28 protein-coding genes and 2 pseudogenes are annotated in these 25,214 nt (G+C 48.4%); 18 read left to right on the forward strand and 12 right to left on the reverse strand.

The features are described 5' to 3' along the window. Positions 1-71: 71 nt before the first annotated feature. Positions 72-1,463: a nucleobase:cation symporter-2 family protein gene (locus tag ACTHUG_RS03740; protein WP_315612067.1), complete on the reverse strand. Its 1,392-nt coding sequence runs from the start codon at positions 1,461-1,463 to the stop codon at positions 72-74. A 335-nt stretch (positions 1,464-1,798) separates the two neighbouring features. Between ACTHUG_RS03740 and dapA the strand changes: the two genes are divergently transcribed. From dapA to ACTHUG_RS03780, 8 genes are all read left to right on the forward strand, one after another. Continuing rightward, positions 1,799-2,674, forward strand: a complete 876-nt coding sequence (gene dapA, locus ACTHUG_RS03745; protein ID WP_314552739.1) for a 4-hydroxy-tetrahydrodipicolinate synthase — start codon at positions 1,799-1,801, stop codon at positions 2,672-2,674. A gap of 81 nt (positions 2,675-2,755) precedes the next feature. Further along, positions 2,756-3,886, forward strand: a complete 1,131-nt coding sequence (gene bamC / locus ACTHUG_RS03750; protein ID WP_070585472.1) for an outer membrane protein assembly factor BamC — start codon at positions 2,756-2,758, stop codon at positions 3,884-3,886. Between the two features lie 120 nt (positions 3,887-4,006). Further along, the gene (locus ACTHUG_RS03755) at positions 4,007-4,237 is read left to right on the forward strand and encodes an NGO_0222 family membrane protein (protein ID WP_003679018.1); all 231 of its coding nucleotides are present in this window, start codon (positions 4,007-4,009) and stop codon (positions 4,235-4,237) included. 9 nt (positions 4,238-4,246) lie between these two features. Beyond that, positions 4,247-4,840, forward strand: coding sequence for an RdgB/HAM1 family non-canonical purine NTP pyrophosphatase (gene rdgB, locus ACTHUG_RS03760; protein WP_440386311.1), 594 nt, complete (start codon positions 4,247-4,249; stop codon positions 4,838-4,840). 75 nt (positions 4,841-4,915) lie between these two features. Next, positions 4,916-5,425, forward strand: coding sequence for a hypothetical protein (locus ACTHUG_RS03765; RefSeq protein ID WP_440386310.1), 510 nt, complete (start codon positions 4,916-4,918; stop codon positions 5,423-5,425). A 59-nt stretch (positions 5,426-5,484) separates the two neighbouring features. Next, positions 5,485-5,847, forward strand: a complete 363-nt coding sequence (locus ACTHUG_RS03770; protein ID WP_440386309.1) for a thioredoxin family protein — start codon at positions 5,485-5,487, stop codon at positions 5,845-5,847. Between the two features lie 96 nt (positions 5,848-5,943). After that, positions 5,944-7,119, forward strand: a complete 1,176-nt coding sequence (hemW, locus tag ACTHUG_RS03775) for a radical SAM family heme chaperone HemW (protein WP_440386308.1) — start codon at positions 5,944-5,946, stop codon at positions 7,117-7,119. A 34-nt stretch (positions 7,120-7,153) separates the two neighbouring features. After that, on the forward strand, positions 7,154-7,429 hold the full coding sequence (locus ACTHUG_RS03780) for an opacity family porin (protein WP_440386307.1): 276 nt from the start codon (positions 7,154-7,156) through the stop codon (positions 7,427-7,429). A 112-nt stretch (positions 7,430-7,541) separates the two neighbouring features. On the opposite strand, the gene ACTHUG_RS03785 is transcribed toward ACTHUG_RS03780, so the two are convergent. The 9 genes and pseudogenes from ACTHUG_RS03785 to ruvB all read right to left on the reverse strand — a co-directional run bounded on the left by ACTHUG_RS03785 (position 7,542) and on the right by ruvB (position 12,713). Then, a complete protein-coding gene (locus tag ACTHUG_RS03785) occupies positions 7,542-7,925 on the reverse strand; it encodes a VanZ family protein (protein ID WP_440386306.1) in 384 nt (127 codons plus the stop codon). After that, on the reverse strand, positions 7,922-8,131 hold the full coding sequence (locus ACTHUG_RS03790; protein WP_440386305.1) for a dioxygenase: 210 nt from the start codon (positions 8,129-8,131) through the stop codon (positions 7,922-7,924). The genes ACTHUG_RS03785 and ACTHUG_RS03790 overlap by 4 nt, the downstream gene beginning before the upstream one ends. A gap of 102 nt (positions 8,132-8,233) precedes the next feature. Then, a complete protein-coding gene (gene pth / locus ACTHUG_RS03795; RefSeq protein WP_150537434.1) occupies positions 8,234-8,812 on the reverse strand; it encodes an aminoacyl-tRNA hydrolase in 579 nt (192 codons plus the stop codon). Between the two features lie 53 nt (positions 8,813-8,865). Next, complete coding sequence (locus tag ACTHUG_RS03800) at positions 8,866-9,138, reverse strand: RnfH family protein (protein WP_070712674.1); 273 nt, start codon at positions 9,136-9,138, stop codon at positions 8,866-8,868. After that, on the reverse strand, positions 9,131-9,562 hold the full coding sequence (locus tag ACTHUG_RS03805; protein WP_003747011.1) for a type II toxin-antitoxin system RatA family toxin: 432 nt from the start codon (positions 9,560-9,562) through the stop codon (positions 9,131-9,133). Before ACTHUG_RS03805 ends, ACTHUG_RS03800 begins: the two co-directional genes overlap by 8 nt. Positions 9,563-9,651: 89 nt before the next feature. Further along, the gene (locus ACTHUG_RS03810; RefSeq protein ID WP_440386424.1) at positions 9,652-10,068 is read right to left on the reverse strand and encodes a hypothetical protein; all 417 of its coding nucleotides are present in this window, start codon (positions 10,066-10,068) and stop codon (positions 9,652-9,654) included. Positions 10,069-10,164: 96 nt separating this feature from the next. Beyond that, a pseudogene (locus tag ACTHUG_RS03815) lies at positions 10,165-10,557 on the reverse strand (ATP-binding cassette domain-containing protein); the annotation flags it as partial. A 114-nt stretch (positions 10,558-10,671) separates the two neighbouring features. Continuing rightward, a pseudogene (locus ACTHUG_RS03820) lies at positions 10,672-11,559 on the reverse strand (ABC-F family ATP-binding cassette domain-containing protein); the annotation flags it as partial. A 122-nt stretch (positions 11,560-11,681) separates the two neighbouring features. Beyond that, positions 11,682-12,713: a Holliday junction branch migration DNA helicase RuvB gene (ruvB, locus tag ACTHUG_RS03825; protein ID WP_440386304.1), complete on the reverse strand. Its 1,032-nt coding sequence runs from the start codon at positions 12,711-12,713 to the stop codon at positions 11,682-11,684. Between the two features lie 216 nt (positions 12,714-12,929). Between ruvB and cmk the strand changes: the two genes are divergently transcribed. The 10 genes from cmk to ACTHUG_RS03875 all read left to right on the forward strand — a co-directional run bounded on the left by cmk (position 12,930) and on the right by ACTHUG_RS03875 (position 22,724). Then, on the forward strand, positions 12,930-13,589 hold the full coding sequence (gene cmk / locus ACTHUG_RS03830; protein ID WP_440386303.1) for a (d)CMP kinase: 660 nt from the start codon (positions 12,930-12,932) through the stop codon (positions 13,587-13,589). 154 nt (positions 13,590-13,743) lie between these two features. Further along, complete coding sequence (gene rpsA, locus ACTHUG_RS03835; protein ID WP_440386302.1) at positions 13,744-15,429, forward strand: 30S ribosomal protein S1; 1,686 nt, start codon at positions 13,744-13,746, stop codon at positions 15,427-15,429. A 10-nt stretch (positions 15,430-15,439) separates the two neighbouring features. Continuing rightward, positions 15,440-15,754 carry an integration host factor subunit beta gene (locus ACTHUG_RS03840; protein ID WP_003678992.1) on the forward strand — a complete coding sequence of 105 codons (315 nt, stop codon included), beginning with the start codon at positions 15,440-15,442 and terminating at the stop codon, positions 15,752-15,754. Between the two features lie 260 nt (positions 15,755-16,014). Then, positions 16,015-17,151 carry a cell division protein ZapE gene (gene zapE, locus ACTHUG_RS03845; protein WP_049336592.1) on the forward strand — a complete coding sequence of 379 codons (1,137 nt, stop codon included), beginning with the start codon at positions 16,015-16,017 and terminating at the stop codon, positions 17,149-17,151. A gap of 94 nt (positions 17,152-17,245) precedes the next feature. Beyond that, entirely contained in the window at positions 17,246-17,671 is a 426-nt protein-coding gene (gene ndk, locus ACTHUG_RS03850) for a nucleoside-diphosphate kinase (RefSeq protein ID WP_440386301.1), read from the forward strand. 172 nt (positions 17,672-17,843) lie between these two features. Further along, positions 17,844-18,932, forward strand: coding sequence for a 23S rRNA (adenine(2503)-C(2))-methyltransferase RlmN (rlmN, locus tag ACTHUG_RS03855; protein ID WP_003747025.1), 1,089 nt, complete (start codon positions 17,844-17,846; stop codon positions 18,930-18,932). Positions 18,933-18,940: 8 nt separating this feature from the next. After that, positions 18,941-19,696: a type IV pilus biogenesis/stability protein PilW gene (gene pilW / locus ACTHUG_RS03860; RefSeq protein WP_440386300.1), complete on the forward strand. Its 756-nt coding sequence runs from the start codon at positions 18,941-18,943 to the stop codon at positions 19,694-19,696. Beyond that, positions 19,697-20,578, forward strand: coding sequence for a helix-turn-helix domain-containing protein (locus tag ACTHUG_RS03865; protein WP_440386299.1), 882 nt, complete (start codon positions 19,697-19,699; stop codon positions 20,576-20,578). Between the two features lies 1 nt (position 20,579). After that, complete coding sequence (gene ispG, locus ACTHUG_RS03870; protein ID WP_070813963.1) at positions 20,580-21,845, forward strand: flavodoxin-dependent (E)-4-hydroxy-3-methylbut-2-enyl-diphosphate synthase; 1,266 nt, start codon at positions 20,580-20,582, stop codon at positions 21,843-21,845. A 33-nt stretch (positions 21,846-21,878) separates the two neighbouring features. Further along, the gene (locus tag ACTHUG_RS03875; protein ID WP_036490627.1) at positions 21,879-22,724 is read left to right on the forward strand and encodes a DUF817 domain-containing protein; all 846 of its coding nucleotides are present in this window, start codon (positions 21,879-21,881) and stop codon (positions 22,722-22,724) included. Between the two features lie 58 nt (positions 22,725-22,782). Here the strand turns inward: ACTHUG_RS03875 and ACTHUG_RS03880 are convergent, their stop codons facing one another. Both ACTHUG_RS03880 and ACTHUG_RS03885 read right to left on the reverse strand, forming a co-directional pair. After that, positions 22,783-24,324 (reverse strand): L-lactate MFS transporter, encoded by a 1,542-nt coding sequence (locus ACTHUG_RS03880; RefSeq protein ID WP_049322676.1) that lies wholly within the window; start codon positions 24,322-24,324, stop codon positions 22,783-22,785. A 225-nt stretch (positions 24,325-24,549) separates the two neighbouring features. Then, entirely contained in the window at positions 24,550-25,131 is a 582-nt protein-coding gene (locus ACTHUG_RS03885; RefSeq protein WP_440386298.1) for a superoxide dismutase, read from the reverse strand. Positions 25,132-25,214: the final 83 nt, after the last annotated feature.

Here is a 25,214-nt window from a genome sequence, read left to right on the forward strand (position 1 = left end):
ATAAAAACAATATTATAGCCGAAAAACCAAAGGCCGTCTGAAACTTCAGACGGCCTTTGAATAAGGCTTGCTTAGTGATCCAAACTATCGGTTTCGACCTTAACCGCTTTATCGGTTTTATCTTCCGGCAAAACCAGGTTCAACAATACCGCCATAATACCGCCTGCGGAAATTGAGTTTTGGAACAATACCGGCAAGTTTTTGAACACTTCCGGCTCAAACGCCACGCCCAAACCCAAACCGACAGAAGTCGCCGCGATAACCGCTTCACGACGGCGAATGCCGTGGCTGACCAAAATCCGCACGCCGGCAATCGCAATCAGGCCAAACATCAACACCATCGCACCACCCAAAACCGGACTCGGAATCGTGGTAAACGCGCGCCCGATAACGGGGAACAAGCCCAACAATACCAAAATCGCCGCAATATATTTGCCCACATGGCGCGAAGCCACGCCGGTCATTTGAATCACGCCGTTGTTTTGCGCAAAAGTGGTCAAAGGCAAAGAGCCTAACGCAGTCGCAATCACAGACACCAAACCATCCGCCAACACACCGCCGCGCAGACGTTTGGTATATTCCTCACCCTCAATCGGCTGCTCGGAGACCATCGCAGTCGCCGTCAAATCACCCACTGCTTCAAATACACTCAACAGGAAAATCGCACCGGCAACGATAAATGCGTGCCAATCAAATGCAAAGCCATATTTAAACGGAACCGGCAGGGTAATCAGCGGCAGATTTTGCAGGGCGGAAAAATCCACTTTGCCCAAAAACAGCGCAACAATATAACCGACAATCAAACCCACCGCGATGCCGCTCATGCGCAGCAACGGATTTTTCAAGCAGTTGAAAACCAAAACAATCAACAACACCAGCGATGCCAGACCCAAGTTTTCCATCGAGCCGAACGTACCGTCTGCTTTCGCACCAAAGCCACCGCCGAAATCGGTAATGCCGACATGCACCAAGCTCAAGCCGATCAACATCACGACCACGCCGCTTACAGTCGGCGTAATCACTTTTTTCAGATAAGGCAAAAGCCAAGCGGAGAAGCACACCAAAAACGCGCCGACAAATGATACGCCCAAAAGCGTTGAAATCATCGCATCTTCAGTCAAGCCGCCCTCTTTCATGCCGGCACCGAGCGCAATCATCACGGTTACAAAAGAGAAATTGACCGACTGAATCGACAACATGCCCGAACCGACCGGCCCGAAACGGTTGACCTGTAAATAAGTACCGACACCGGAAGCCACCATCGCCATCGACACCAAATAAGCCGTCATTTCAACCGGCAGCTCCAACGCCCCGCCGACAATCAGCGCCGGCGTAATCATCGGGACAAAAATAGCCAAAAGGTGCGTAACCGCACTCAACAACGCATTCCCAAACGGCGGCTTGTCTTCCAAACCGTAAACCAAATCAGGCGAACCGGCCTGTTTATCTGTCATTTCGGCCATAATGACCCTTTCTTAAGAATCGTTAAAAAATATTAAGATGCGCATTTTAACTAATTTAAAATGTATCAGCAAATTCAAAATCATCAGGCCGTCTGAAAGTTTTGCCCGATCATTTTCAGACGGCCTCAAACAGCCTTAACACATTTTAATCCTTGACAGTATTTTTACATCTTGAAACAAACAAACTAATGATTTAAAAATGTATTATTCATTAAGATAATGACAAATCACGATTAAACGGCCCGGCCTCATAGCGGATATGTTTCACACAAACAACAAAGTAAGCTACAATCCGATGAATAATCCACCCACATTATAAAATTAAAGGTTTCCGTATGTTAAAAGGCAGTCTGGTTGCCCTGATTACCCCGATGAATCAAGACGGCAGCATCAACTACGAACAACTTCATGACTTAATCGACTGGCACATTGAAAACGGCACCGACGGCATCGTCGCAGTCGGTACCACCGGCGAGTCAGCCACCCTGCCTGTCGAAGAACATTTGGCCGTTATCGAAGCCACTGTCAAACACGTCAACAAGCGCATTCCCGTTATCGCCGGCACAGGCGCCAACAATACTGTCGAAGCCATCGCCCTTTCCAAAGCCGCCGAGCAAGCCGGTGCGGACTACACCTTATCTGTTGTTCCCTACTACAACAAACCTTCGCAAGAAGGCATTTACCAGCATTTCAAAGCCATCGCCGAAGCCACTTCGATTCCGATGGTGATCTATAATGTTCCCGGCCGCACCGTCGTCAGCATGAGCAACGACACTATTTTGCGTTTGGCCAAGATTCCGAATATCGTCGGCGTGAAAGAAGCCAGCGGCAAAATCGGCAGTAACATCGAATTGATCAACAGCGTTCCCGAAGGTTTTGCCGTTTTATCCGGCGACGATCCTACCGGCCTGCCCTTCATGCTGTGTGGCGGCCACGGCGTAGTAACCGTCGCAGCCAACGTTGCACCGAAACTCTTTGCCGACATGTGCCGAGCCGCCCTTGAGGGCGATATTGCGACCGCCCGTCGTCTAAACGAGCAACTTATCCCAATTTATAACACCATGTTCTGCGAGCCCAGCCCGGCCGCGCCCAAATGGGGCCTGAGCTTATTGGGCAAATGCGAACCCCATGTTCGTCTGCCTTTGGTAGCACTGACCGAAGCCGGTCAAGCCAAAGTCCGAGCCGCTCTGGAAAAATCAGGACAAATCTGATCCGGAAATAAGGCCGTCTGAAATCAAAACATCCTTTTCAGACGGCCTCCCTGTTAAGAACTTCATCCACAGGAAAACAAGATGACCTATATCAAACCCATCGTAGTAGCCCTCGCCCTGATTAGCATGACTGCCTGTTCCGGCAGCAAAAAAGAACAACCCAAACTCGACTATCAAAGTCAATCACACCGCCTGGTCAAACTGGAAGTACCACCTGATTTGAATAACCCGGACCAAGGCAACCTCTATCAATTACCGGCAGGCAGCGGTGCCGTCCGCGCCAGCGACTTCAACAAACGCCGCACTCAAGCCGTACAACAACCTGCCAATGCAGAAGTTTTGAAATCCGTTAAAGGCGTACGCCTTGAACGTGACGGCAACCAACGCTGGTTGGTTGTCGATGGCAAATCGCCTCGCGAAATTTGGCCGTTGCTGAAAGTATTCTGGCAAGAAAACGGTTTCGACATCAAATCCGAAGAACCAGCCATCGGCCAAATGGAAACCGAGTGGGCGGAAAACCGAGCCAAAATCCCTCAAGACAGCCTGCGCCGCCTGTTGGATAAAGTCGGCTTGGGCGGCATCTACTCCACCAGCGAACGCGACAAGTTCATCATCCGAATCGAACAAGGCAAAAACGGTTCGACCGACATCTTCTTCGCCCATAAAGGCATGAAAGAAGTTTATGCCGACCGTAAAAAAGACACCACCATGTGGCAGCCAAGCGAGAGCGACCCTAACCTCGAAGCCGCATTCCTCGCGCGCTTTATGCAATACTTGGGCGTTGACGGCCAACAAGCCGAACAGGCCCTGACCCAAAGCGTTGCCGCCCGCAGCAATGCCTCCGAGTTGGCCCGTTTGGACAACGGCACCCTGCTGCTGGCAGGCGATTACGGCCGCAACTGGCGCCGTACCGCCCTTGCGCTCGACCGCATCGGCCTGACTGTTATCGGTCAAAATGCCGAACGCCGCGCCTTCTTGGTTCAACAAGCCCCAACCGAAGGCGAAGCAGTTGCCAATAAAAAACCAGGCCTGTTCAAACGCGTATTTGGCAAAGGCAAAGCAGAAGCACCAAAAACGTATCCTGAAATTATCGTATATGTTGAGCCTATCAACAATGGCGCACGCCTCCATCTGTTGAACAAAGACGGCAGCCCATACAAAGGCAGCGATGCCTCCACATTGTTGAGCCGCCTGCACACAGAATTGCGTTAATCCGTTATTCAACTTAAGGCCGTCTGAAATATTCAGACGGCCTTTTTAACGAATCCGACATGGTTTCAAATTCTCAATCTGACGTTATAATCAAAACATTTTCCCCTTACCCAAGCTGCCATGACCCGACAAAAAGCCTATCTGCTCCTGACCGCCCTATTTACCCTAATGTTTATCGTACTGATTCTGTTGGGCGCTTATCTTCTGAGCATTCACAGCAAACAATTTGCCGTTGCCGCCTTTCTGTTTGCCTTTGCCGCCGTTTTTGCCCAAATCGGCAGCCTTGCCCTTTACATCCGCCACAAAGCACGCGCACAAATGGCTCGTATGCAGCAAACCGAAAACCATTAAGGAAAAACCATGTTTGAAAAAATCGTCCTTGCCAGTGGCAACGCAGGCAAACTCAAAGAATTTTCCCGCCTCTTTGCCGACTTAAACATCGAAGTCCTGCCACAATCGCAGTTCAATACGCCCGAATGTCCCGAGCCGTACCATACCTTTGTTGAAAATGCCCTGGCTAAAGCACGCCATGCCGCCAAATACAGCGGCTTACCGGCACTTGCCGACGATTCCGGCATCTGCACCAACGCCTTAAACGGCGCACCCGGCATTTTCTCCGCCCGTTATGCAGGCGAAAACCCCAAATCCGATGCCGCAAACAACGCCAAACTGTCTGCCGATCTTGCCGATACAGACGATAAAAGCTGTTACTACGTCTGCGTGCTCGTACTCGTCCGCCACGAAAACGACCCGCAACCCATCATCGCAGAAGGCATCTGGCGCGGACAATGGCAGGCAGAGGCAGCCGGCACAAACGGCTTCGGTTACGACCCGCATTTTTATCTGGCCGAACACGGTTGCACCGCCGCCGAGCTTGACCCTGAAATCAAAAATGCCGAAAGCCACCGCGCCCAAGCATTGCGTGAATTGTTGAGAAAAATTGAGTCCTTATAAATCGATAATAGGCCGTCTGAAAACCTGAAACGTTTTTTTAGATGTTCTAGATCCAACAAATAATGAAAGAAATCCATGTCCCCTAAGCAAATCCTGATTGTCGCCATCCGCTTGGTTGTTTTAATCGGTATCGTACAAACACTTGGTAGCATCGCGACCATATTCGTACAGACAGAAAGCATGTATGGCAGTAAACAAATCTCATCCGTACTGATGCTCTACGGCTTGTATTTAATTGCATGGCTGCTGCTATGGTGTTTCCCTGCCACCATTGCCAACCGCCTGTTGCCCGAACATCTGCAAACCGTACAGGAAGCCCCCAAACACCCTGCACCATGGCTGACGACCGGTATTGTATTAATAGGCATATATACTGTTTTCCAAGCCATCCCTGACCTAATTTACCAGTTCTCTCTCTATCTTTTTGTACAGTCTATTGCTATCGACACACATACATCCGTTTGGGCGGACCTCGGCGCACAAAACCAAGCCGGTATACTTGCCAACATCGCGCAGCTTTTTATCGGCATTTTCCTGCTATTCGGCGCACCCAAACTCTCGTCTTGGATACGCAAAAGACTTTAACCACATAAAAATAACAGGCCGTCTGAAGCCTTCAGACAGCCTACCTCACATTCATTCCCATGCCCAAACCCTCTCCTGAAGAATTGGCAGCCTTTGCAAAACATGTCGCTGCCTTCATCCCAACCACAACTGACGAACTTCTGCAACTCATTGACGGTCAAGAAACTGCTATCATATTTTTAGGCAAACCAAGCTGTTCATACTGTCGCCGTTTTGTTGCAAAACTGCTTACCGTTTCCTTAAACAAGCAGCTTACCATCCGCTTTACAGACAGCAGCAACAAAGCAGCTTTAAAAACTTTTCGTGAACAATACGGCATCAAAACTGTTCCCGCATTACTCAAAATCTCACAAGGCAAAATAAAATCCGTCTGCAATTCCAAATTATCAGAAGAAGAAATTGAAGCTTTTTTGAGCGCTTAGACTTCGCAAATTTCCTACTGATTACTTTCCCAGCTGACATTTCAGTTAAAATAGCGGCCTAAAAATTTCAGACGGCCTCGAGCCTCAACACATATCATGACCCAAATCACCTTCCAACGCCCCGGCCAGCTAACTGCCCTACCTCCTTTATCACTCTATATCCATATTCCTTGGTGCATCAAAAAATGCCCGTATTGCGACTTCAATTCCCACAGTCTCAAAAACGGCCTACCGGAAGAAGCCTATATCGATGCCCTATTAACCGACTTGCAGCTTGAATTGCCCAATATTTGGGGCAGACCGGTGGAAACCATATTTTTCGGCGGCGGTACACCCAGCCTGTTTCAAGCGGAATCGATTGACCGCTTGTTAAGCGGCGTGCGCTCGCTGTTGCGCTTGCAACCCGAAGCGGAAATTACTTTGGAAGCGAACCCGGGCACATTTGAAATTGAGAAATTTCAAGGATTTAAAGATGCAGGCATTACGCGTCTGTCTATCGGCGTGCAAAGTTTTAATGACGATATGCTTGCTCGATTGGGACGCGTTCACAACAGCAAAGAAGCCCTGACAGCCATTGACACTGCCTTGAAATTATTTGAAAAAGTTAATATCGATTTGATGTATGCCCTACCAAACCAAACGGTTCAGACGGCCTTAAACGATGTGCAAACCGCTATCGCAACAGGCGTATCGCATATCAGCGCATATCATCTGACCATGGAGCCGAACACGCCTTTTGGTCATACGCCGCCCAAAGGATTGCCACAAGATGAAGCAGCATTGGATATTGAAGATGCCGTACACGGCGCATTGGAAAGCGCAGGCTTTATCCACTATGAAACATCGGCTTTTGCAAAACCTGCCATGCAGTGCCGCCATAATTTGAACTATTGGCAGTTCGGCGATTACTTAGGGATAGGCGCGGGTGCGCACGGCAAAATCTCCTATCCCGACCATATCGAACGCACCGTCCGCCGTCGTCATCCCAACGACTATCTTGCCGCCATGCAGAGCAATCCGCATGAAGCAGTCGAACGCAAAACTGTTGCTGCCGAAGACCTTCCATTCGAATTCATGATGAACGCCCTGCGCCTGACTGACGGTGTACCTGCTGCAACGTTGCAGGAACGTACCGGCGTACCCACTGCAAAAATTATGGCTCAAATCGAAACCGCCAGACAAAAAGGCCTGCTTGAATCAGACCCAACCGTGTTCCGCCCGACCGAGCAAGGCCGTTTGTTCTTAAACGATTTGTTACAATGCTTTTTATAAATGCAGTTTTACAACAGCTAAAACATTTTTAGATTTGCTTAATTTTCCACAAGAAAATACAATCAGAATAATTGTTGGGGTAGGTGCTCGTGTGGCTGTTAATCATGCTTCAACAAAAGTTGAGACAGCTAATTCATATCATGAACGTAAAGAAACTAAAACCGGCGTGGGTGTAATGGCTGGTGTAAGCTACGAAGTAACTCCTAACGTTGCTTTGGACGCTGGCTATCGCTATAACCATTGGGGCAAGATCAATAACGTTAAGCTCCATACTCACGAAGTATCTGCCGGTGTACGCGTAAAATTCTAATATTTGAATACTTGACATGAAGCAATCATTGCTTCAAATATCAAGTAACAAAAGGCCGTCTGAAACCTGTTGCTCAGGATTTCAGACGGCCTTTTAACTTCTTTAAATATATCTAACTTTTTGCTGCTTTTACTTTTGCTGCTTTTACTTTTGCTGCAAACCACAGTGCCGCAGCCGTACCTGCCATATCGGCAATGCCGTCCGCGATTGAACCTTGGCGCGTAGCAGTCAGAAATGCCTGAGCCAGCTCGCTTCCTATGGCAAACAATAAAGCGGCAAACAGAATGCCTTTATAGGGAATAGTCCTATTGTCTTGAATAAATATTTTTGCACACAACCATGCCTGGCCGAAAAACAGTCCGAAATGGCCGACTTTATCAAAATGGGGGAATGGTGGAGCGCTATTGCCGCCCTCTTTGAAAAGTAAGGCATAAATGGCGGCGGCAAACCAGATCAAGGCAGCGGCAGTAAATTTGTTTAATGGCAAGGCTTTCATTTTTTGGCCTCTTCATCCAGCCATGTTTGACAGATGTCTGCCAAGCGGACAAATTTTCCACCCCGTGCCTTCAAAATATCACGCCATTGTGCTACTTCTTCAGCATCCGGGGCATCTTCAATACTGCATTCGTAAAGGCAGAAGTCTAATGTTTCGCCAACAATGCCTGGGGCTTCGGTCTGCATCAGGCTGGTCAGTTCGTTCATATTTACTGTTTCTTTAATTGGTTTATCGCTAGCCAGACTGCGCCGTCTGTTTTCAGGCCGTCTGAACTAATGTGCAAGGCTGCCCGTTTGATTTGGGCACGCTTACTTACTGTGTAAAAAACGCGTTGCCTCTTCCCATTCGCCATTCAACACGGCCGGCAATCCTTGCAGGGATTTGGCGATGGAATCATCAATTTGCTGTCTGTGTTCCGCCGACGGTTTATTCAACACATAACCGACAACCAGATTACGGTCGCCAGGATGATCAATACCTAAGCGCAAACGGTAGAAATTAGGCGTACCCAAACGAGCCTGAATGTCTTTGAGACCGTTGTGTCCGCCGTTGCCGCCACCAAGTTTGAATTTGATACGGCCGCATGGGATATCCAGCTCGTCATGAACCACCAAGATTTCCTCCGGCTTGATTTTGTAAAACTGAGCCAAAGCGGCAACTGCCTGACCGGAGCGGTTCATAAAAGTCATGGGTTTGAGCAGCCAAACATCGCCATCAGGCGTAGCAGCGCGCGCTACTTCGCCGTAAAATTTCTTTTCGTCTTTAAAATTGACTTTCCATTTCCACGCCAGTTCGTCCAACAGCCAAAAGCCGACATTGTGGCGCGTTTGTTCGTATTCTTGGCCTGGATTGCCCAAACCGACGATTAATTTAATTTTCAAGCTCATTACTGTTCTTTCAGTTTGACAGGCCGTCTGAAAAGTTTCAGACGGCCTTGGATTTATTCTTGCCCGGCGCGTTTACGTCGCGCTTCTTTCGGATCGATCAACAATGGACGATAAACCTCAATCCGATCGCCATCGCGCAACACCGTCTCGTCTTTCACGGCCTTGCCGAAAATACCCAAAGGCGCTTGTTGCAAATCCAACTCTGGAAACTCTACCTCCAAACCGCTTTTCAATGCGGCTTCGCGTACGGTTGTCCCTTCGGCAACGGTCATACCCTTCAACACTTGCCTATCAGCCAGTCCGTAAACAATTTCAATCTCAAGCATAGCGGCGGTCAGCCTCTTTAATAAAAGCATCCACCAGCGTGCCGGCGAGGTGGCCGAATACGGGGGAAATCATGGCAGAGAGTACGGCATTGGAGAAATCGTATTCTAATCTGAATTCGACTTTACACATATCATCGCCCAAGTCGATAAATTTCCAAGTGCCGCGCAGGGTTTTAAACGGCCCTTCGAGCAAATCCATGCGGATTTCCTGCCCCGGGATATTGTGGTTGTGCGTTGCAAACGACTGCTTGACACGCATATAGTCCATAAACAGGCGCGCTTTGAGCTCGTTGCCTTTGCGTTCGATGACTTCGGTCTTGCTGTACCACGGCAAAAATTTTGGATAGTCCTCGACCTTGTCCACCAGCTCAAACATTTCCTCAGCGCTATGCAGTACCAATACGTTTTTCTCGACTTTTTTCATGTGGTTGTAGACCTTGTTTTTGAATATTCGGGGTTCAGACGGCATGATTTAGAAAAATATCCGCCCTACTTTGGGACAAAATTCCCAATTTAAACCGCTTCTCCATTTTGTTTCGCTTCCAGCCATTCCCAGCGTTCCAGCTTTTCCAAAAGCGACATCTCGATTTCTTCAGCCCTGCTTTGCAATGCACCTGCTTTTTCGTAATCTTTAAAAATTTCAGGATCGGAAAGCTGGGTATTGATTTCAGCCTGCTCGGTTTCCAAAGCGGCGATTTCGTCAGGCAGGGCGTCGAGTTCGCGCTGTTCTTTGTAGGAAAGTTTGACCGTGCGGTTGGCTTTGGGTTTGACTTTCTCAGGCTCGGCAACCGCTTTAGGCGCAGAGGCCGTCTGAATTTTCTCTTCTCGCGATTTTGCGTCGATATAATCCTGATAGCCGCCGATGTATTCTTTCAGACGGCCTTGTCCTTCGAAAACAATGCTTTGGGTAATCACATTATCCAAGAACATACGGTCATGCGAAACAAGGAATACCGTGCCTTGGTAATCGCGCAGCAAGTCTTCAAGCAGCTCTTGGGTATCGATGTCCAAGTCGTTGGTCGGTTCGTCTAAGACCAAAATATTGGCGGGACGGGTAAAGAGTTTTGCCAGCAGAAGGCGGTTGCGTTCGCCGCCGGAGAGCGATGAAACAGGACTTTGTGCACGGGCTGGATGGAACAGAAAATCTTCCAGATAGCTCATCACATGTTTTTTCTTGCCGCCGACTTCGACGTAATCGTTGCCTTGGCCGAGCGTGTAAAACACGGTGTCGTTTTCATTCAACGCGCTGCGGAACTGGTCGAAATAAGCAACTTCCTGCTTGCTGCCAATACGGATTCTGCCGTAGGTCGGCTGCAATTCGCCCAAAATCAGCTTAAGGAAGGTGGTTTTGCCGATACCGTTTGGGCCGATTAAGCCGATTTTGTCGCCGCGCTGCAAGATGGCGGAAAATTTGTCCATGATGACCTTGTCGCCGTAGGCAAACGAGGCATGTTCCAGTTCGGCGATGATTTTGCCGCTTTTCTCGCCGCTGTCGAGCTTGAAGTTGACTTGTCCCTGCACGTTGCGGCGTTCGGCGCGCTGGCGGCGCAGTTCTTCCAAACGGCGCACGCGGCCTTCGTTGCGGGTACGGCGCGCTTCAATGCCTTTGCGTATCCACGCTTCTTCCTGCGCATGGAATTTGTCGAAGAGGCGGTTATGTTCCGCCTCAACCGCCAATTCCTGCGCTTTTTTTTCGCTGTATTTGGAGAACGAGCCGGGATAGGAACGTAAAATGCCGCGATCGAGTTCGACGATGCGCGTGGCGATGTTGTCCAGAAAACGGCGGTCGTGGGTAATCACGACTAGGCTGCCTTCAAACGCCTTGAGCAGGTTTTCCAGCCAGATAATCGCGTCGATGTCCAAATGGTTGGTCGGTTCGTCCAGCAGCAATACGTCGGGCTTCTGCACCCAAGCCTGCGCCAAGGCAACACGCTTTTTCTGTCCGCCGGAGAGGTTGCCGATTTTTTCGTTTTCCGGCAAACCGAGTTCGCCCAAAGTCTGCTTGACTGCCGCATCCAGTTTCCAGCCGTCCTTCGCTTCGATTTCGAGTTGCAATTCGTTGAGTTCTTTCAACAAAGCCTCACTCGAACCATTTTCCAACTCATGGCTAACGTGATGATAACGGCGCAATAAATCGCGGATTTCGCCCAAACCTTCGGCAACGATATCAAATACGGTTGCGTCCTTATCAAAAAAGGACTCCTGCGGCACATAAACGATTTTGAGGTTGTTTTGAACAATAATCTGCCCGTCGTCAAGTTTCTGCACGCCGGAGAGGATTTTCAGAAACGAAGACTTACCCGCACCATTGCGGCCGATTAAACCGATTTTCTCGCCGCTGTCGAGTTGAAAAGAAGTTTTGTCGAGCAAGGCGACATGGCCGACGGCAAAAGAAGCATTTTCTACGGATAAGATATTCATGGGGAAACTTCAAAAAAGAAAAGGGGGACATTTTAACCGATTATCGGCAGATATTTACCGACAATCATATGAAATTGAAAGTATCAGACCGTCTGAAAGCGGTTTTCAGACGGCCTTCATTATTATTCTTGAACCTTCAAACCGAAATGCAGATAGGCTCGTTCGGTTGCTACGCGTCCGCGCGGTGTACGCTGCAAAAAGCCCTGCTGAATCAGATAAGGTTCAATCACATCTTCGATGGTATCGGTCGATTCGCCAATCGCAGCAGCCACGTTTTCCAAACCGACAGGGCCGCCGCTGAATTTGTGCAGAATCGCCTCAAGGAATTTCCTGTCCATCACATCCAAACCCTGACCGTCCACATCCAGCATACTCAAGGCCGCATCGGCAATTCCCGCATCAATGACGCCATTGTTTTTCACATCGGCATAATCGCGTACACGTCGCAAAAGGCGGTTGGCAATACGCGGCGTACCGCGGCTGCGCTTGGCCACTTCCATCGCACCCTCTTCGCCCATGTCCAACTGCAACAATTGGGCGGAGCGAGCAACAATAGTTGCCAAGTCTTTGTTTTGATAAAACTCCAATCGGGACACAATACCGAAACGGTCGCGCAACGGATTGGTCAACATACCGGCACGGGTCGTCGCGCCCACCAATGTAAACGGCGGCAAATCGATTTTGACCGAACGCGCGGCCGGCCCTTCGCCTATCATGATGTCCAACTGATAATCCTCAAGCGCAGGATAAAGGATTTCTTCAACCACAGGGCTTAAACGGTGGATTTCATCGATAAACAGCACATCATGCGGCTCGAGATTGGTCAATAAGGCTGCAAGGTCGCCGGCGCGCTCTAAAACAGGGCCGCTGGTTTGGCGCAAATTAACGCCTAATTCTTTGGCGATAATATGCGCCAAAGTAGTTTTGCCCAAACCCGGTGGGCCAAATAGCAAAGTATGGTCAAGTGCTTCGCCACGTTTTTTCGCCGCCTGAATAAAAATAGCCAGCTGCTCTTTGGCCTTATCCTGCCCGATATAGTCATCCAAAGTTTTCGGACGTAAAGCGCGTTCAAGCAATTCTTCCTGAGCTGAAATATTTTGAGCAGTGATAATGCGCTGAGGTTGTGCAGAAGTAAGATTATCGGTTTGTAACATAATGTTTCTAAATTCTAAGATTATTCCCGACCCGTTGTTTCAGACGGCCCGAACAATCAGACAAAGCGGTTAAATTATGATTTTGGCCATTATACCCGATAAGGCCGAGCCACTTTTCCTTCAAATTTAAATCACACAAAAATTTTCGTTTTCAGGCGGCCAAAGCAACGTATAATAAACGGTTAATTCAAATACCTATCGCATTCAGGAGAACACATGAGCCTCAAGCAAAAAGTCATCGCCATCGACGGCCCCAGCGCATCCGGTAAAGGGACGGTTGCCTCACGCGTAGCCGAAGCCTTGGGTTTTGTTTACCTCGACTCCGGTGCGCTTTACCGCCTGACGGCGCTTTACGCACAAAAACAAAATGTTGCCTGGACAGATGAAGACGCCGTCAGCACACTGGCAGAAACTTTGCCCGCACAATTTGAAGGCAGCGTCGTGTTATTAAACGGCGAAGATGTATCCGAACAAATCCGTACCGAAGCCATCGGCATGGGGGCATCTGCCGTCGCGCAGTTGCCTAAAGTGCGCACAGCCCTTTTGCAGCGCCAACGCGACTTTCTAAACGAAAAAGGTTTGGTCGCCGACGGCCGCGATATCGGCTCGGTTATTTTCCCTAATGCCGCATTAAAAATTTTCCTGACCGCAAGTGCCAATGTCCGCGCCCAACGTCGTGCCAAGCAGCTCGGCCTCCCACGCGAAGGCGTGGCATTCGAGCGCATTTTGTCGGACATTGAAGCGCGCGACGAAGCAGACCGCCGCCGCCCTGTTGCCCCATTGAAACAGCTGCCCGACGCCCTGCTTTTAGATACCGACAACCTTTCTATCGAAGAAGCTGTAAAAAAAGTGCTTGATTGGTATCATAAAGTTTAAAATTTGGAGTATAATCGCGAAGTTTTCATTTCAGACGGCCTGTTAACCGTATAACAAGGCCGTCTGAAAACATTTCCCAACCTGCCGCGCCAAGGACGGCAGGTCATTTCAAACCTAACCCGCACCCCTTGGCGGTGTACCGAAAAGAGTATATATGACTATGGAAAATTTTGCCCAGCTGCTGGAAGAAAGCTTTACCCTGCAAGAGATGAACCCAGGTGAAGTGATTACTGCCGAAGTAGTCGGCATCGATCAAAACTTCGTTACCGTTAACGCAGGTCTGAAATCAGAATCTCTGATTGATGTTGCTGAATTCAAAAACGCTCAGGGCGAGATTGAAGTTAAAGTTGGCGATTTCGTTACCGTTACCATCGAATCTGTTGAAAACGGCTTCGGCGAAACCAAACTGTCCCGCGAAAAAGCCAAACGCGCTGCCGACTGGATCGCTTTGGAAGAAGCGATGGAAAACGGCGACATCCTGTCCGGCGTTATCAATGGCAAAGTCAAAGGCGGTCTGACCGTTATGATCAACAGCATCCGCGCATTCCTGCCGGGTTCTTTGGTTGACGTACGTCCCGTTAAAGACACTTCTCACTTCGAAGGCAAAGAAATTGAATTCAAAGTGATCAAACTGGACAAAAAACGCAACAACGTTGTTGTGTCCCGCCGCGCTGTTCTGGAAGCTACTTTGGGCGAAGAACGCAAAGCCTTGCTGGAAAACCTGCAAGAAGGTTCAGTTATCAAAGGTATCGTTAAAAACATCACCGATTACGGTGCATTCGTTGACTTGGGCGGCATCGACGGTCTGTTGCACATCACCGACTTGGCATGGCGCCGTGTGAAACACCCGAGCGAAGTTCTGGAAGTCGGTCAAGAAGTTGAAGCCAAAGTCCTGAAATTCGACCAAGACAAACAACGCGTTTCTTTGGGTATGAAACAATTGGGCGAAGATCCTTGGAGCGGTCTGACCCGTCGTTACCCACAAGGTACCCGCCTGTTCGGTAAAGTATCCAACCTGACTGATTACGGTGCGTTCGTTGAAATCGAACAAGGCATCGAAGGTTTGGTACACGTTTCCGAAATGGATTGGACCAACAAAAACGTACACCCAAGCAAAGTTGTTCAACTGGGTGACGAAGTTGAAGTCATGATCCTGGAAATCGACGAAGACCGCCGCCGTATCTCTTTGGGTATGAAACAATGCCAAGCTAACCCTTGGGAAGAATTTGCCGCCAACCACAACAAAGGCGACAAAATCTCCGGCGCAGTTAAATCCATCACTGACTTCGGCGTATTCGTAGGTCTGCCTGGCGGTATCGACGGCCTGGTTCACTTGTCCGACCTGTCTTGGACTGAAGCCGGCGAAGAAGCTGTACGCAAATACAAAAAAGGCGAAGAAGTTGAAGCCGTTGTATTGGCCATCGACGTTGAAAAAGAACGCATCTCTTTGGGTATCAAACAACTTGAAGGTGATCCGTTCGGCAACTTCATCAGCGTAAACGACAAAGGTTCTTTGGTTAAAGGTTCTGTGAAATCTGTTGACGCCAAAGGTGCCGTAATTGCTCTGTCTGAAGAAGTTGAAGGCTATCTGCCTGCTTCTGAATTCGCCGCTGACCGCGTTGAAGACCTGACTACCAAACTGAAAGAAGGCGACGAAGTTGAAGCCGTTATCGTTACCGTTGACCGCAAAAACCGCAGCATCCGTCTGTCTGTTAAAGCGAAAGACGCTAAAGAAAACCGCGAAGCGCTGAATTCAGTTAACGCCGCTGCAACTGCCAATGCCGGTACTACCAGCTTGGGCGACTTGCTGAAAGCCAAACTGTCCGGCGACCAAGAATAAGGTTGCAGACATGACGAAGTCTGAATTGATGGTTCGCCTCGCAGAAGTGTTTGCCGAAAAAAATGGCAACCAACTACTGGCTAAAGATGTCGAATACAGTGTAAAAGTCTTGGTTGATACCATGACCCGCTCACTGGCTCGTGGACAACGTATCGAAATCCGCGGCTTCGGCAGCTTCGACTTGAACCACCGCCCTGCCCGTATCGGGCGCAACCCTAAAACCGGCGAACGTGTGGAAGTGCCTGAAAAACATGTTCCCCACTTCAAACCGGGTAAAGAGTTGCGTGAGCGTGTAGACTTGGCATTGCAAGAAAGTGCTCATTAATACTTAGTAGCAAAACGCCGCAGAAATGCGGCGTTTTTTTGTTTTTTCAAAAAATACTAAAGCCAGCCCTTTTTACTTGCACTTTAATCGCACACTTTTCCAACTATATTGACAACAAAGCCTTTGCAAAAAACGCAGGCCGTCTGAAATCATTTATAATAGACCGACTATTCCATAATGAGAACATCATTCCGACTACTGTCCAAATTATTGCGGATGATGTTTCGACTATCGCCAGCAAAACATAATAAAGGTTATACATGAGCAATAGAGACCAACTATTTACGCCACCGCCATTTGAAAACCACAGCCCATTGACTTGGTATCAGGCCGCCGCCGAACAACCCAACTTCATCCGTGACGAAGCACAAGCACGAGCCATTGAATATTTGGATCGCTTGTGGACCGAGCTGATGATGTTCAAACGCAAACGCAACCGTTTTCTCGGCCGCAGCCTGCGTTCCCCTCAAGTACCTAAAGGACTCTATTTTTATGGCGGCGTAGGACGCGGTAAAAGTTTCCTGATGGACGCTTTTTTTGGCTGCCTCCCTTATCGCCGTAAGCGCCGCGTGCATTTCCATGCCTTTATGGCCGAAATTCATCAACGGCTGAAAGCTTTAAAGAGTGAAGCGAATCCTTTAAAAGCCGTTGCAGCAGAAATTGCCAAAGAAACACGCGTATTATGCTTTGATGAATTTCACGTCAGCGACATTGCCGATGCAATGATTTTAGGCCGTTTGTTGGAAAACCTGCTGAGCGAAGGTGTTGTTTTGGTGGCCACTTCCAACTACGCCCCATCCGAACTCTATCCTCAAGGCCAAAACCGCAGCAGCTTTCTGCCAACCATCGCCCTTATCGAATCTAACCTGACCGTTTTAAATGTAGATGGCGGAGAAGATTACCGATTGCGCACATTGCGCCCTGCCGAAATTTTCTTTGTGCCCAATAATGAAGAAAACGAGCAAAAACTGGCTACTTTATTTAAAGAAATGAGCGGAATCTCTGAATTGAATCCAGGAATCAGCATTATTCATGGACGGGAAATTCCTCATAAAGCCCAGTCGGAACGCGCCATCTGGTTTGATTTCCGTGCATTGTGTTTCGGTCCGCGCTCACAAGCCGACTATCTTTATTTGGCCGAACATTACGAGATGGTTTTTCTATCAGGATTGGAACGCCTGACCCCGCAAGAAAAAGCAGAAGCACGCCGTCTGACATGGTTAATTGACGTTTTATACGATTTCCGTGTGAAATTGTGCGCCACCAGTGCAGTTGGCGTAAACGATATTTATGTCGAAGGCGATTTTGCCGAAGAATTTACCCGTACAGCCAGCCGTATGATCGAAATGCAATCTGAAGTCTATTTGGAACAACCACACCTGACTTTAAGCAAATAATGCCTTTCCCAAAAAGGGGCGAAATTTGCTAGAATACACTTCCCTCGCCTCTTGGTTGCGACAACTTACCTATCAATAAAAACAAGGACATAACATGGCCATCGAACGTACGATTTCCATCATCAAACCCGATGCGGTAGAAAAAAACGTCATCGGCAAGATTTATAGCCGCTTTGAAGAAAACGGCCTGCGCATTATTGCGGCAAAAATGAAACAGCTGTCTGAACGCGAAGCAAAAGAGTTTTATGCCGTACATAAAGGCCGCCCTTTTTACGAAGACTTAGTTAAATTCATGACACGCAATCCCGTCATGATTCAAGTATTGGAAGGTGAAAACGCCGTTGCTAAAAATCGTGAATTGATGGGCGCAACCAATCCGACTGATGCCGCTCCAGGCACAATCCGCGCCGACTTTGCAGAATCTGTCAGCGTCAATGCTGTGCACGGTTCTGACAGCGTGGAAAACGCTGCGATTGAAATTGCCTACTTCTTCAGCCAAAGCGAAATCTGCCCACGATAAAAGCAAAAAGCCTGTAGCCGCTATACGGCCGTCCGATTCCATATCGGACGGCAAAACTGCTTTGTATGCCCTGCAAATGACAGGCCGTCTGAAACCCCCTAAAGGCTTTTAAAGCAAAGCTGACCGATAAGCCTCTTTACTTTAAAAGCTTTATTGAGAAACATAAAAATACATGAAAACCAATCTACTGAATTACGATTTAAACGGACTGACGCAACACTTTGCCGAAATGGGTGAAAAACCTTTCCGCGCCAAGCAAGTCATGCGTTGGATGCATCAAGCCGGTGCACAAAACTTTGAAGAAATGACTGACTTGGCCAAATCATTGCGCGCCAAGCTGAATGAACAAGCCACAATCGAAGTGCCTAAATTAATGATGGCACAAGAATCTACGGATGGCACACGCAAATGGTTGCTGGATGTCGGCACGGGCAACGGTGTAGAAACCGTCTTCATTCCCGAAGCCGAACGCGGTACTTTGTGCATCTCTTCCCAAGTAGGTTGCGCATTGGAATGCACCTTCTGTTCTACTGGACGACAAGGTTTCAACCGCAACCTGACTGCCGCAGAAATTATCGGCCAGCTTTGGTGGGCCAATAAAGCCATGGGTGTTACCCCTAAAAATGAACGCGTTATCTCCAACGTGGTGATGATGGGTATGGGCGAACCCATGGCAAACTTTGATAATGTTGTTACCGCTTTGAGCATTATGCTGGATGATCACGGCTATGGCTTGAGCCGCCGCCGCGTGACCGTTTCCACTTCGGGCATGGTTCCGCAAATGGACAGACTGCGCGATGCAATGCCTGTTGCTTTAGCAGTATCTTTACACGCCTCCAACGACGAAGTGCGCGATCAAATCGTTCCGCTGAATAAGAAATATCCGTTGAAAGAATTAATGGCGGCCTGTCAACGTTATCTGGTCAAAGCCCCCCGCGACTTTATTACCTTTGAATACGTTATGCTCGACGGCATCAACGACAAGGCCCAACACGCGCGCGAATTGATTGAATTGGTTAAAGACGTACCGTGCAAATTCAATCTGATTCCGTTCAACCCTTTCCCAAATTCCGGCTACGAACGTTCTACCAACGAGAATATCCGCATCTTCCGCGACATTCTGCAACAAGCCGGCTTTGTCGTTACTGTCCGCAAAACCCGCGGCGACGATATTGATGCCGCTTGCGGACAATTGGCCGGACAAGTACAAGATAAAACACGCCGCCAACAAAAATGGCAACAAATTTTGGTCGAACAATAAGGTTAATTATGAAAATCAAGTTCGGATTCGCTTTACTTACCGCACTGACTCTTTCTGCCTGCGTATCCTCTTCCGGACCAAGCCCCAAAGAACGTGCCATTCAGGTTTCCAATATCAAAACCCAGCTTGCTGTGGAATATATGCGCGGCCAAAACTACCGCCAAGCTACTGAAAGTATCGAAGAGGCGCTTAAATTCAATTCAAAAAACGATATTGCTTGGTTGGTACGTGCTGAAATTTATCAATATCTGAAGGTCCGCGATAAAGCTCAGGAAAGCTTTCTTAAAGCATTGTCTTTAAAACCGGATAGTGCGGAAGTTAACAACAATTACGGTTGGTTCTTATGCAATCAAATGAATGCACCTGCCGAATCCATGGCTTATTTTGATAAAGCACTGGCTGACCCGACCTACCCGAGCCCCTTTATTGCCAATATGAATAAAGGCATTTGCAGCGCAAGGTTAGGCCAATACTCTTTGGCTCAAGCCTATTTAGAAAGGTCTTTGGCAGCCAATCCACAATTCTTCCCTGCTTTCAAAGAGCTTGCCCGAACCAAAATGATGGCAGGCAATCTGAACGATGCCGACTATTATTTCCGCCAATACCAAAGCAAAGTCGATGTCCTGCAGGCTGACGATTTGCTTTTAGGCTGGCGTTTGGCTACCGCCTTGGGTAATAAACACGCCGCATACGAATACGAAGCCCAACTTAGGGCAAACTTCCCTTATTCAGACGAACTACAAACTGTTACAACAGGCCACTAAATGGAAAATAACGATAAAATCAACTACGACACACAAGCCGCCAAAACACTGGGGGATGAATTACGCAAGCACAGAACTGATGCCAAAATCGATATTGAAGATGTTGCTTCACGTTTAAAACTGTCTGCCGAACAAATTGATGCCTTGGAAAAAGGGGAATATTCAAATTTTCCGGGCCTGGTCTTCGTCTCAGGCTATCTTCGTTCATATGCACGATTCCTCAAAATCGATGAACAAACCATCACCAAACATTTACACTCGATTACTCCGCAACTTGAAGACCATGTATATGCAGTAACACGCAGCACCAACAGCGGCTTAAGCTACGAGGATGCTGAAAAACAGGGTTTCCCAAAATGGATATTGGGTGCAGCCGCATTGGCTTTAGCAATAGGCGGTGTTTACTTTTGGCAAAGTAAATCCAGCTATGAAAACGAACAGGCAAATATTCAAAACAGCAAAGATGTTGCCGATACGATGAAAACGCCTGCTTTGAAAACGGATAATGTTGCCGTTAGCGAAATGACCGAAGAGGGCAAAAAAGAAATTACCAATAAGCCTGAAGCAGCCAATGAACAAGCAGCTTCAGCAGCTTCCGCCGTTGTAGAAGAAAAACCTGCCGTCAAAGTCGAGAAAGACGAACTGTGGATTAAAGTCCAATACCGAAGCAATCTGATTATTGCAGACAAAGATGGAAAAGTAGTATTCAGCCGCATTGTTCCGGCCGGAAGCGAACATCGTCTGAGAGGCGGCGCGCCTTATAATGTTTGGATCGGTATTGCAGCCGGTTCGGAAGCCAATTACGGCGGCACGCCAATCGAACCTTTAAAACACCGTGTTGCCGGTGAAAAATCCGCCTCTTTTGTTGCAGGAAAAAACTAAAATGACCACACCTAAACGCCGTCTGACACATCAAGTACAAATCGATCATCTCATCGTTGGTTCGGATGCGCCCGTCGTTGTACAATCTATGACTAATACCGACACCGCAGATGCAGAAGCAACCGCCCGACAAGTCAAAGAGTTGAGCGATGCCGGCTCGGAAATGGTACGCATCACGGTCAATACTCCGGAAGCGGCTTCCAAAGTCGCCGAAATCCGTAGCCGCTTAGACGATATGGGTTATACCACGCCCCTGATCGGCGATTTCCATTTCAATGGCGAACGCTTATTGGCTGAATTTCCCGAGTGCGGCAAAGCCCTGTCTAAATACCGCATCAATCCGGGCAATGTCGGCAAAGGTGCAAAAGGCGATGAGAAATTTGCCTTTATGATTCGTACAGCGGCGGAAAACAATAAAGCCGTACGCATCGGCGTGAACTGGGGTTCGCTTGATCAAAGCCTTGCCAAGCGCATGATGGATGCCAACCTAGCTTCTGCCACACCGAAGCCGCCTGAAGAAATCATGAAAGAGGCTTTGATTGTTTCGGCGCTAGAGTCGGCAGAAAAAGCCGTAGCTTTGGGCTTGCCTGAAGACAAAATCATTTTGTCGTGCAAGGTCAGCGCCGTACAAGACTTGATTCAGGTTTACCGCGAATTGGGTAGCCGTTGCCACTATCCGCTCCATCTCGGTCTGACTGAGGCCGGTATGGGCAGCAAAGGTATTGTGGCATCTACCGCTGCCTTGGCTGTATTGCTGCAAGAAGGTATCGGCGACACCATTCGAATCTCCCTAACCCCCGAGCCCGGCAGTTCGCGCACTCAGGAAGTCATTGTCGGTCAGGAAATCCTGCAAACCATGGGCTTGCGTTCCTTCACACCAATGGTTACAGCCTGCCCGGGTTGCGGCCGTACCACCAGTACCGTATTCCAAGAATTGGCGCAAGACGTACAAAACTATTTACGTCAAAAAATGACTGTTTGGCGCACTGAGTATCCAGGCGTTGAATCATTGAACGTTGCCGTAATGGGTTGCGTAGTCAATGGCCCGGGCGAGAGCAAGCTTGCCGATATCGGTATCAGCCTGCCAGGTACAGGCGAAACTCCGGTTGCGCCGGTTTATGTAGACGGCGAACGCAAAGTGACCCTCAAAGGCGACAATATCGCTGCCGAGTTTTTGCAGATCGTTGAAGATTATGTCAAAACCAACTATTGTGAAGGTGGCGCAAAACGTAAGCAAAACCGTGTCATTCCAATTCAGTCTGCCTAAAACATTATCAAGATAAAGAGGCCGTCTGAAAATATGCTGGGCAAACTGGATACTTGGCTGACTGAGCATCCCAAACGCAAGGATTTGCATGGTTGGCGACGCTTTATCGTTGAATTTTGGTTTTTTGGTTTAAAAGAAGCACGAGCCTGCTTATTTGCAGGCTTGTTTTTCATTGCCATGTTTCTTATTCCCAAAACAGGTTGGCTGGGAATTTCGCGCTATGACCTGCTGCTGATTTTTGCCGTCTCCGTGCAAGCAGCCATGCTGTATTTCAAGCTGGAAACTTGGGACGAAGTAAAATCGATTACGCTGTTTCACTTGGTCGGCTTTGCTTTAGAGTGGTTCAAGACATCAGGCGGTATCCAATCCTGGAGCTATCCGGAAGAAGCATATACCAAAATCGGCGGCGTACCGCTGTTTGCGGGCTTTATGTATGCCGCGGTCGGCAGCTATATTATCCAAGCATGGCGGCTGTTTGACCTCAAAATCAAAAGCCATCCGCCATATTGGTTAGGCACTTTGTGCGCGCTGGCGATTTATATCAATTTTTTCACTCATCACTATATCGGCGACTATCGCTGGTATCTCGCAGCCTTTGCTCTCGGCCTATACGCCCGGACAACGGTCTTATACACGCCCTATGACACCACTCGCAAAATGCCGCTCCTGCTCGCTTTCGTCCTGATTGGATTTTTCATTTGGCTGGCGGAAAATTTAGGAACTTTATTCGGCGTTTGGCGCTATCCCAACCAAATCGGCGCGTGGGCATCGGTACACATCAGCAAATGGAGCTCATGGGCTTTACTGGTGATGATGACTTTTACCATCGTTGCGAATTTAAAACATATTAAACATACCATCAGCGTATCGAAAGATTAATTGTTTAACATTTTAAAAGGCCGTCTGAAACTTTCAGACGGCCTTTCATTTTCAACAATCAATTAAACAAACTTAAGGCTTTCACAAAAACCATAATGACGCCGTAGCCCAAAGGAATGCAGACCAAAGCCCAGCGCCACCATACGCCGATACCGCCCGCTGATACTTTTTTGCTAATCAGATAGGCATCGGATACAGCGGTTTCATCATCGGGATTGCGGCTATGTGCCGCTACTTTAATGTCTTTCTCGTGATGCTTTTCATGAACCGAACGGACACTCAAGTTACACAGCAAACCGACAATCAACAAACCCGCCATGATGTACATGGTAATACTATAAGCTTCAGCAGCCGGAACGCCGCTTTCAATTTGACTTTGGCGGATATAGTTGACCAATACCGGACCAATAACGGCCGCAGTTGACCATGCCAGCAAAATCCTGCCGTGGATTGCACCGACTTGATAAGTGCCGAACAAATCCTTCAAATACGCCGGAATCGCTGCAAAACCACCGCCATACATGGAAATAATGACGCAGAAACCAATGACAAACAAAGCCTTGTTACCGCTCCCGCCAATAGACGGAATGGCAAAATACAACAGCGAGCCGAGCACGAAGAAAATGGTATAAGTATTTTTACGGCCGATTTTATCGGACACACTGGACCACAAAAAGCGGCCGCCCATATTAAACAGGCTCAACAGGCTCACAAAACCTGCCGCCGCGCCCGCACCAATGGCCGCTTGTTTTCCTACAGATGCCTCGGAAAACAGCTCCTGAATCATGACGGAAGCCTGTCCCAACACACCAATACCGGCCGTCACATTCAAGCACAACACCCAAAACAAGAGCCAGAATTGCGGCGTTTTCATGGCTTGTGAGACATTGACATGATTGCTGCTGACCAATTTGCTTTTGTTTTTCGGCGCAACATAACCTTTAGGTTTCCAGCCATCGGCAGGTACACGGATCGTAAACGCGCCGAACATCATCAACACCAAATAAAACAACCCTAAAACCACAAAAGTCTGCGCAACGCCAACCGAAGTTTCACTGGAGAAAAAACTCATCAGCGATACCGACAAAGGCGAAGCCAACATCGCGCCGCCGCCAAAACCCATAATCGCCAAGCCTGTCGCCATGCCCGGTTTATCGGGAAACCATTTCATCAATGTCGATACAGGCCCGATATAGCCCAAGCCCAAACCAATCCCGCCAATCACGCCGTTGCCCAAATAAAGCAAAAACAGATTGTGCGTATGGACGCCGATTGCCGACACAAAAAAGCCCAAGCTAAAGCAGCAGGCGGCAACAAACATCGCCTTACGCGGCCCAACGCGTTCCATCCATGTACCGAACATGGCCGCAGACGCGCCCAACATCGCCAAGGCAATACTGAAAATCCAGCCCACCGTGGTCAGCTTCCAATCTCCGGCAGCCGACTCAGTGATACCGATAAGCTTGGTTAAAGGCGCATTAAACACGGAATAAGCGTATATCTGTCCGATGGCAAGATGCACGGCCAAAGCGGCAGGCGGTACCAGCCAACGATTAAAGCCGGGTTGGGCAATGGTCGCCTCACGGTCTAAAAACTTCATAAAATCCTCTTATCTTATGTATGTCAAACGCTGATTCCATATCATGTGGAATCGAAAAATTGTTAACAATATTGTAACATTAATCTCCCATTTTCCTTTTTGTCCGCTCCATGATAATTTTGCGCATCAGACAGAAAAAACATTCATCTAAACCATTTTCCTCATCCAATATCAACAAAAAGGCCGTCTGAAAATCTTTCAGACGGCCTTTTCATTCATATCGTTTTATGCGGCAAAGCGTTTGGCAACTTCATCCCAGTTAACGATTTCCCAAAAACCTTTCAGGTAGTTAGGACGGCTGTTGCGGTAGTCGATGTAGTAGGCGTGTTCCCATACGTCGCAAGTCAACAGCGGAGTATTTTCAGTAGTCAGCGGAGTACCTGCATTGGAAGTAGAAACCAGATCCAATTCGCCGGCAGGCGTTTTCACCAACCATGCCCAACCGGAACCGAAAGTACCGGCCGCGCAGGCATTGAACGCTTCTTGGAATTTCTCGAAGCTGCCCCATTTGGAGTCGATGGCCGCAGCCAATTCACCGGCAGGTTTGCCTTGGCCTTTAGGGGTAAAGCCCAGCCAGTAGAAAGTGTGGTTCCAAGTTTGGGCAGCGTTGTTGAACATACCACCGGAAGATTTTTTCACGATTTCTTCCAAAGGCATTTCTTCAAACTCAGTGCCTTTGATTTGATTGTTCAAGTTGGTGATGTAGGTTTGATGGTGTTTGCCGTAGTGGAACTCCAAAGTTTCTTTGGTCAGATGTGGGGACAATGCGTCCAGTTCATAAGGCAGTTGTGGCAGCTTATGTTCCATTTTTGTGCTCCTGATTGTTGATATTTATATTTTGGTAGTGTGCGTCGTCATATTGACAACATGACTATTTTACCTGCTTTAGC

The organism is Neisseria sp. P0022.S009, assembly GCF_051956675.1.
Classification (GTDB): Bacteria; Pseudomonadota; Gammaproteobacteria; order Burkholderiales; family Neisseriaceae; genus Neisseria.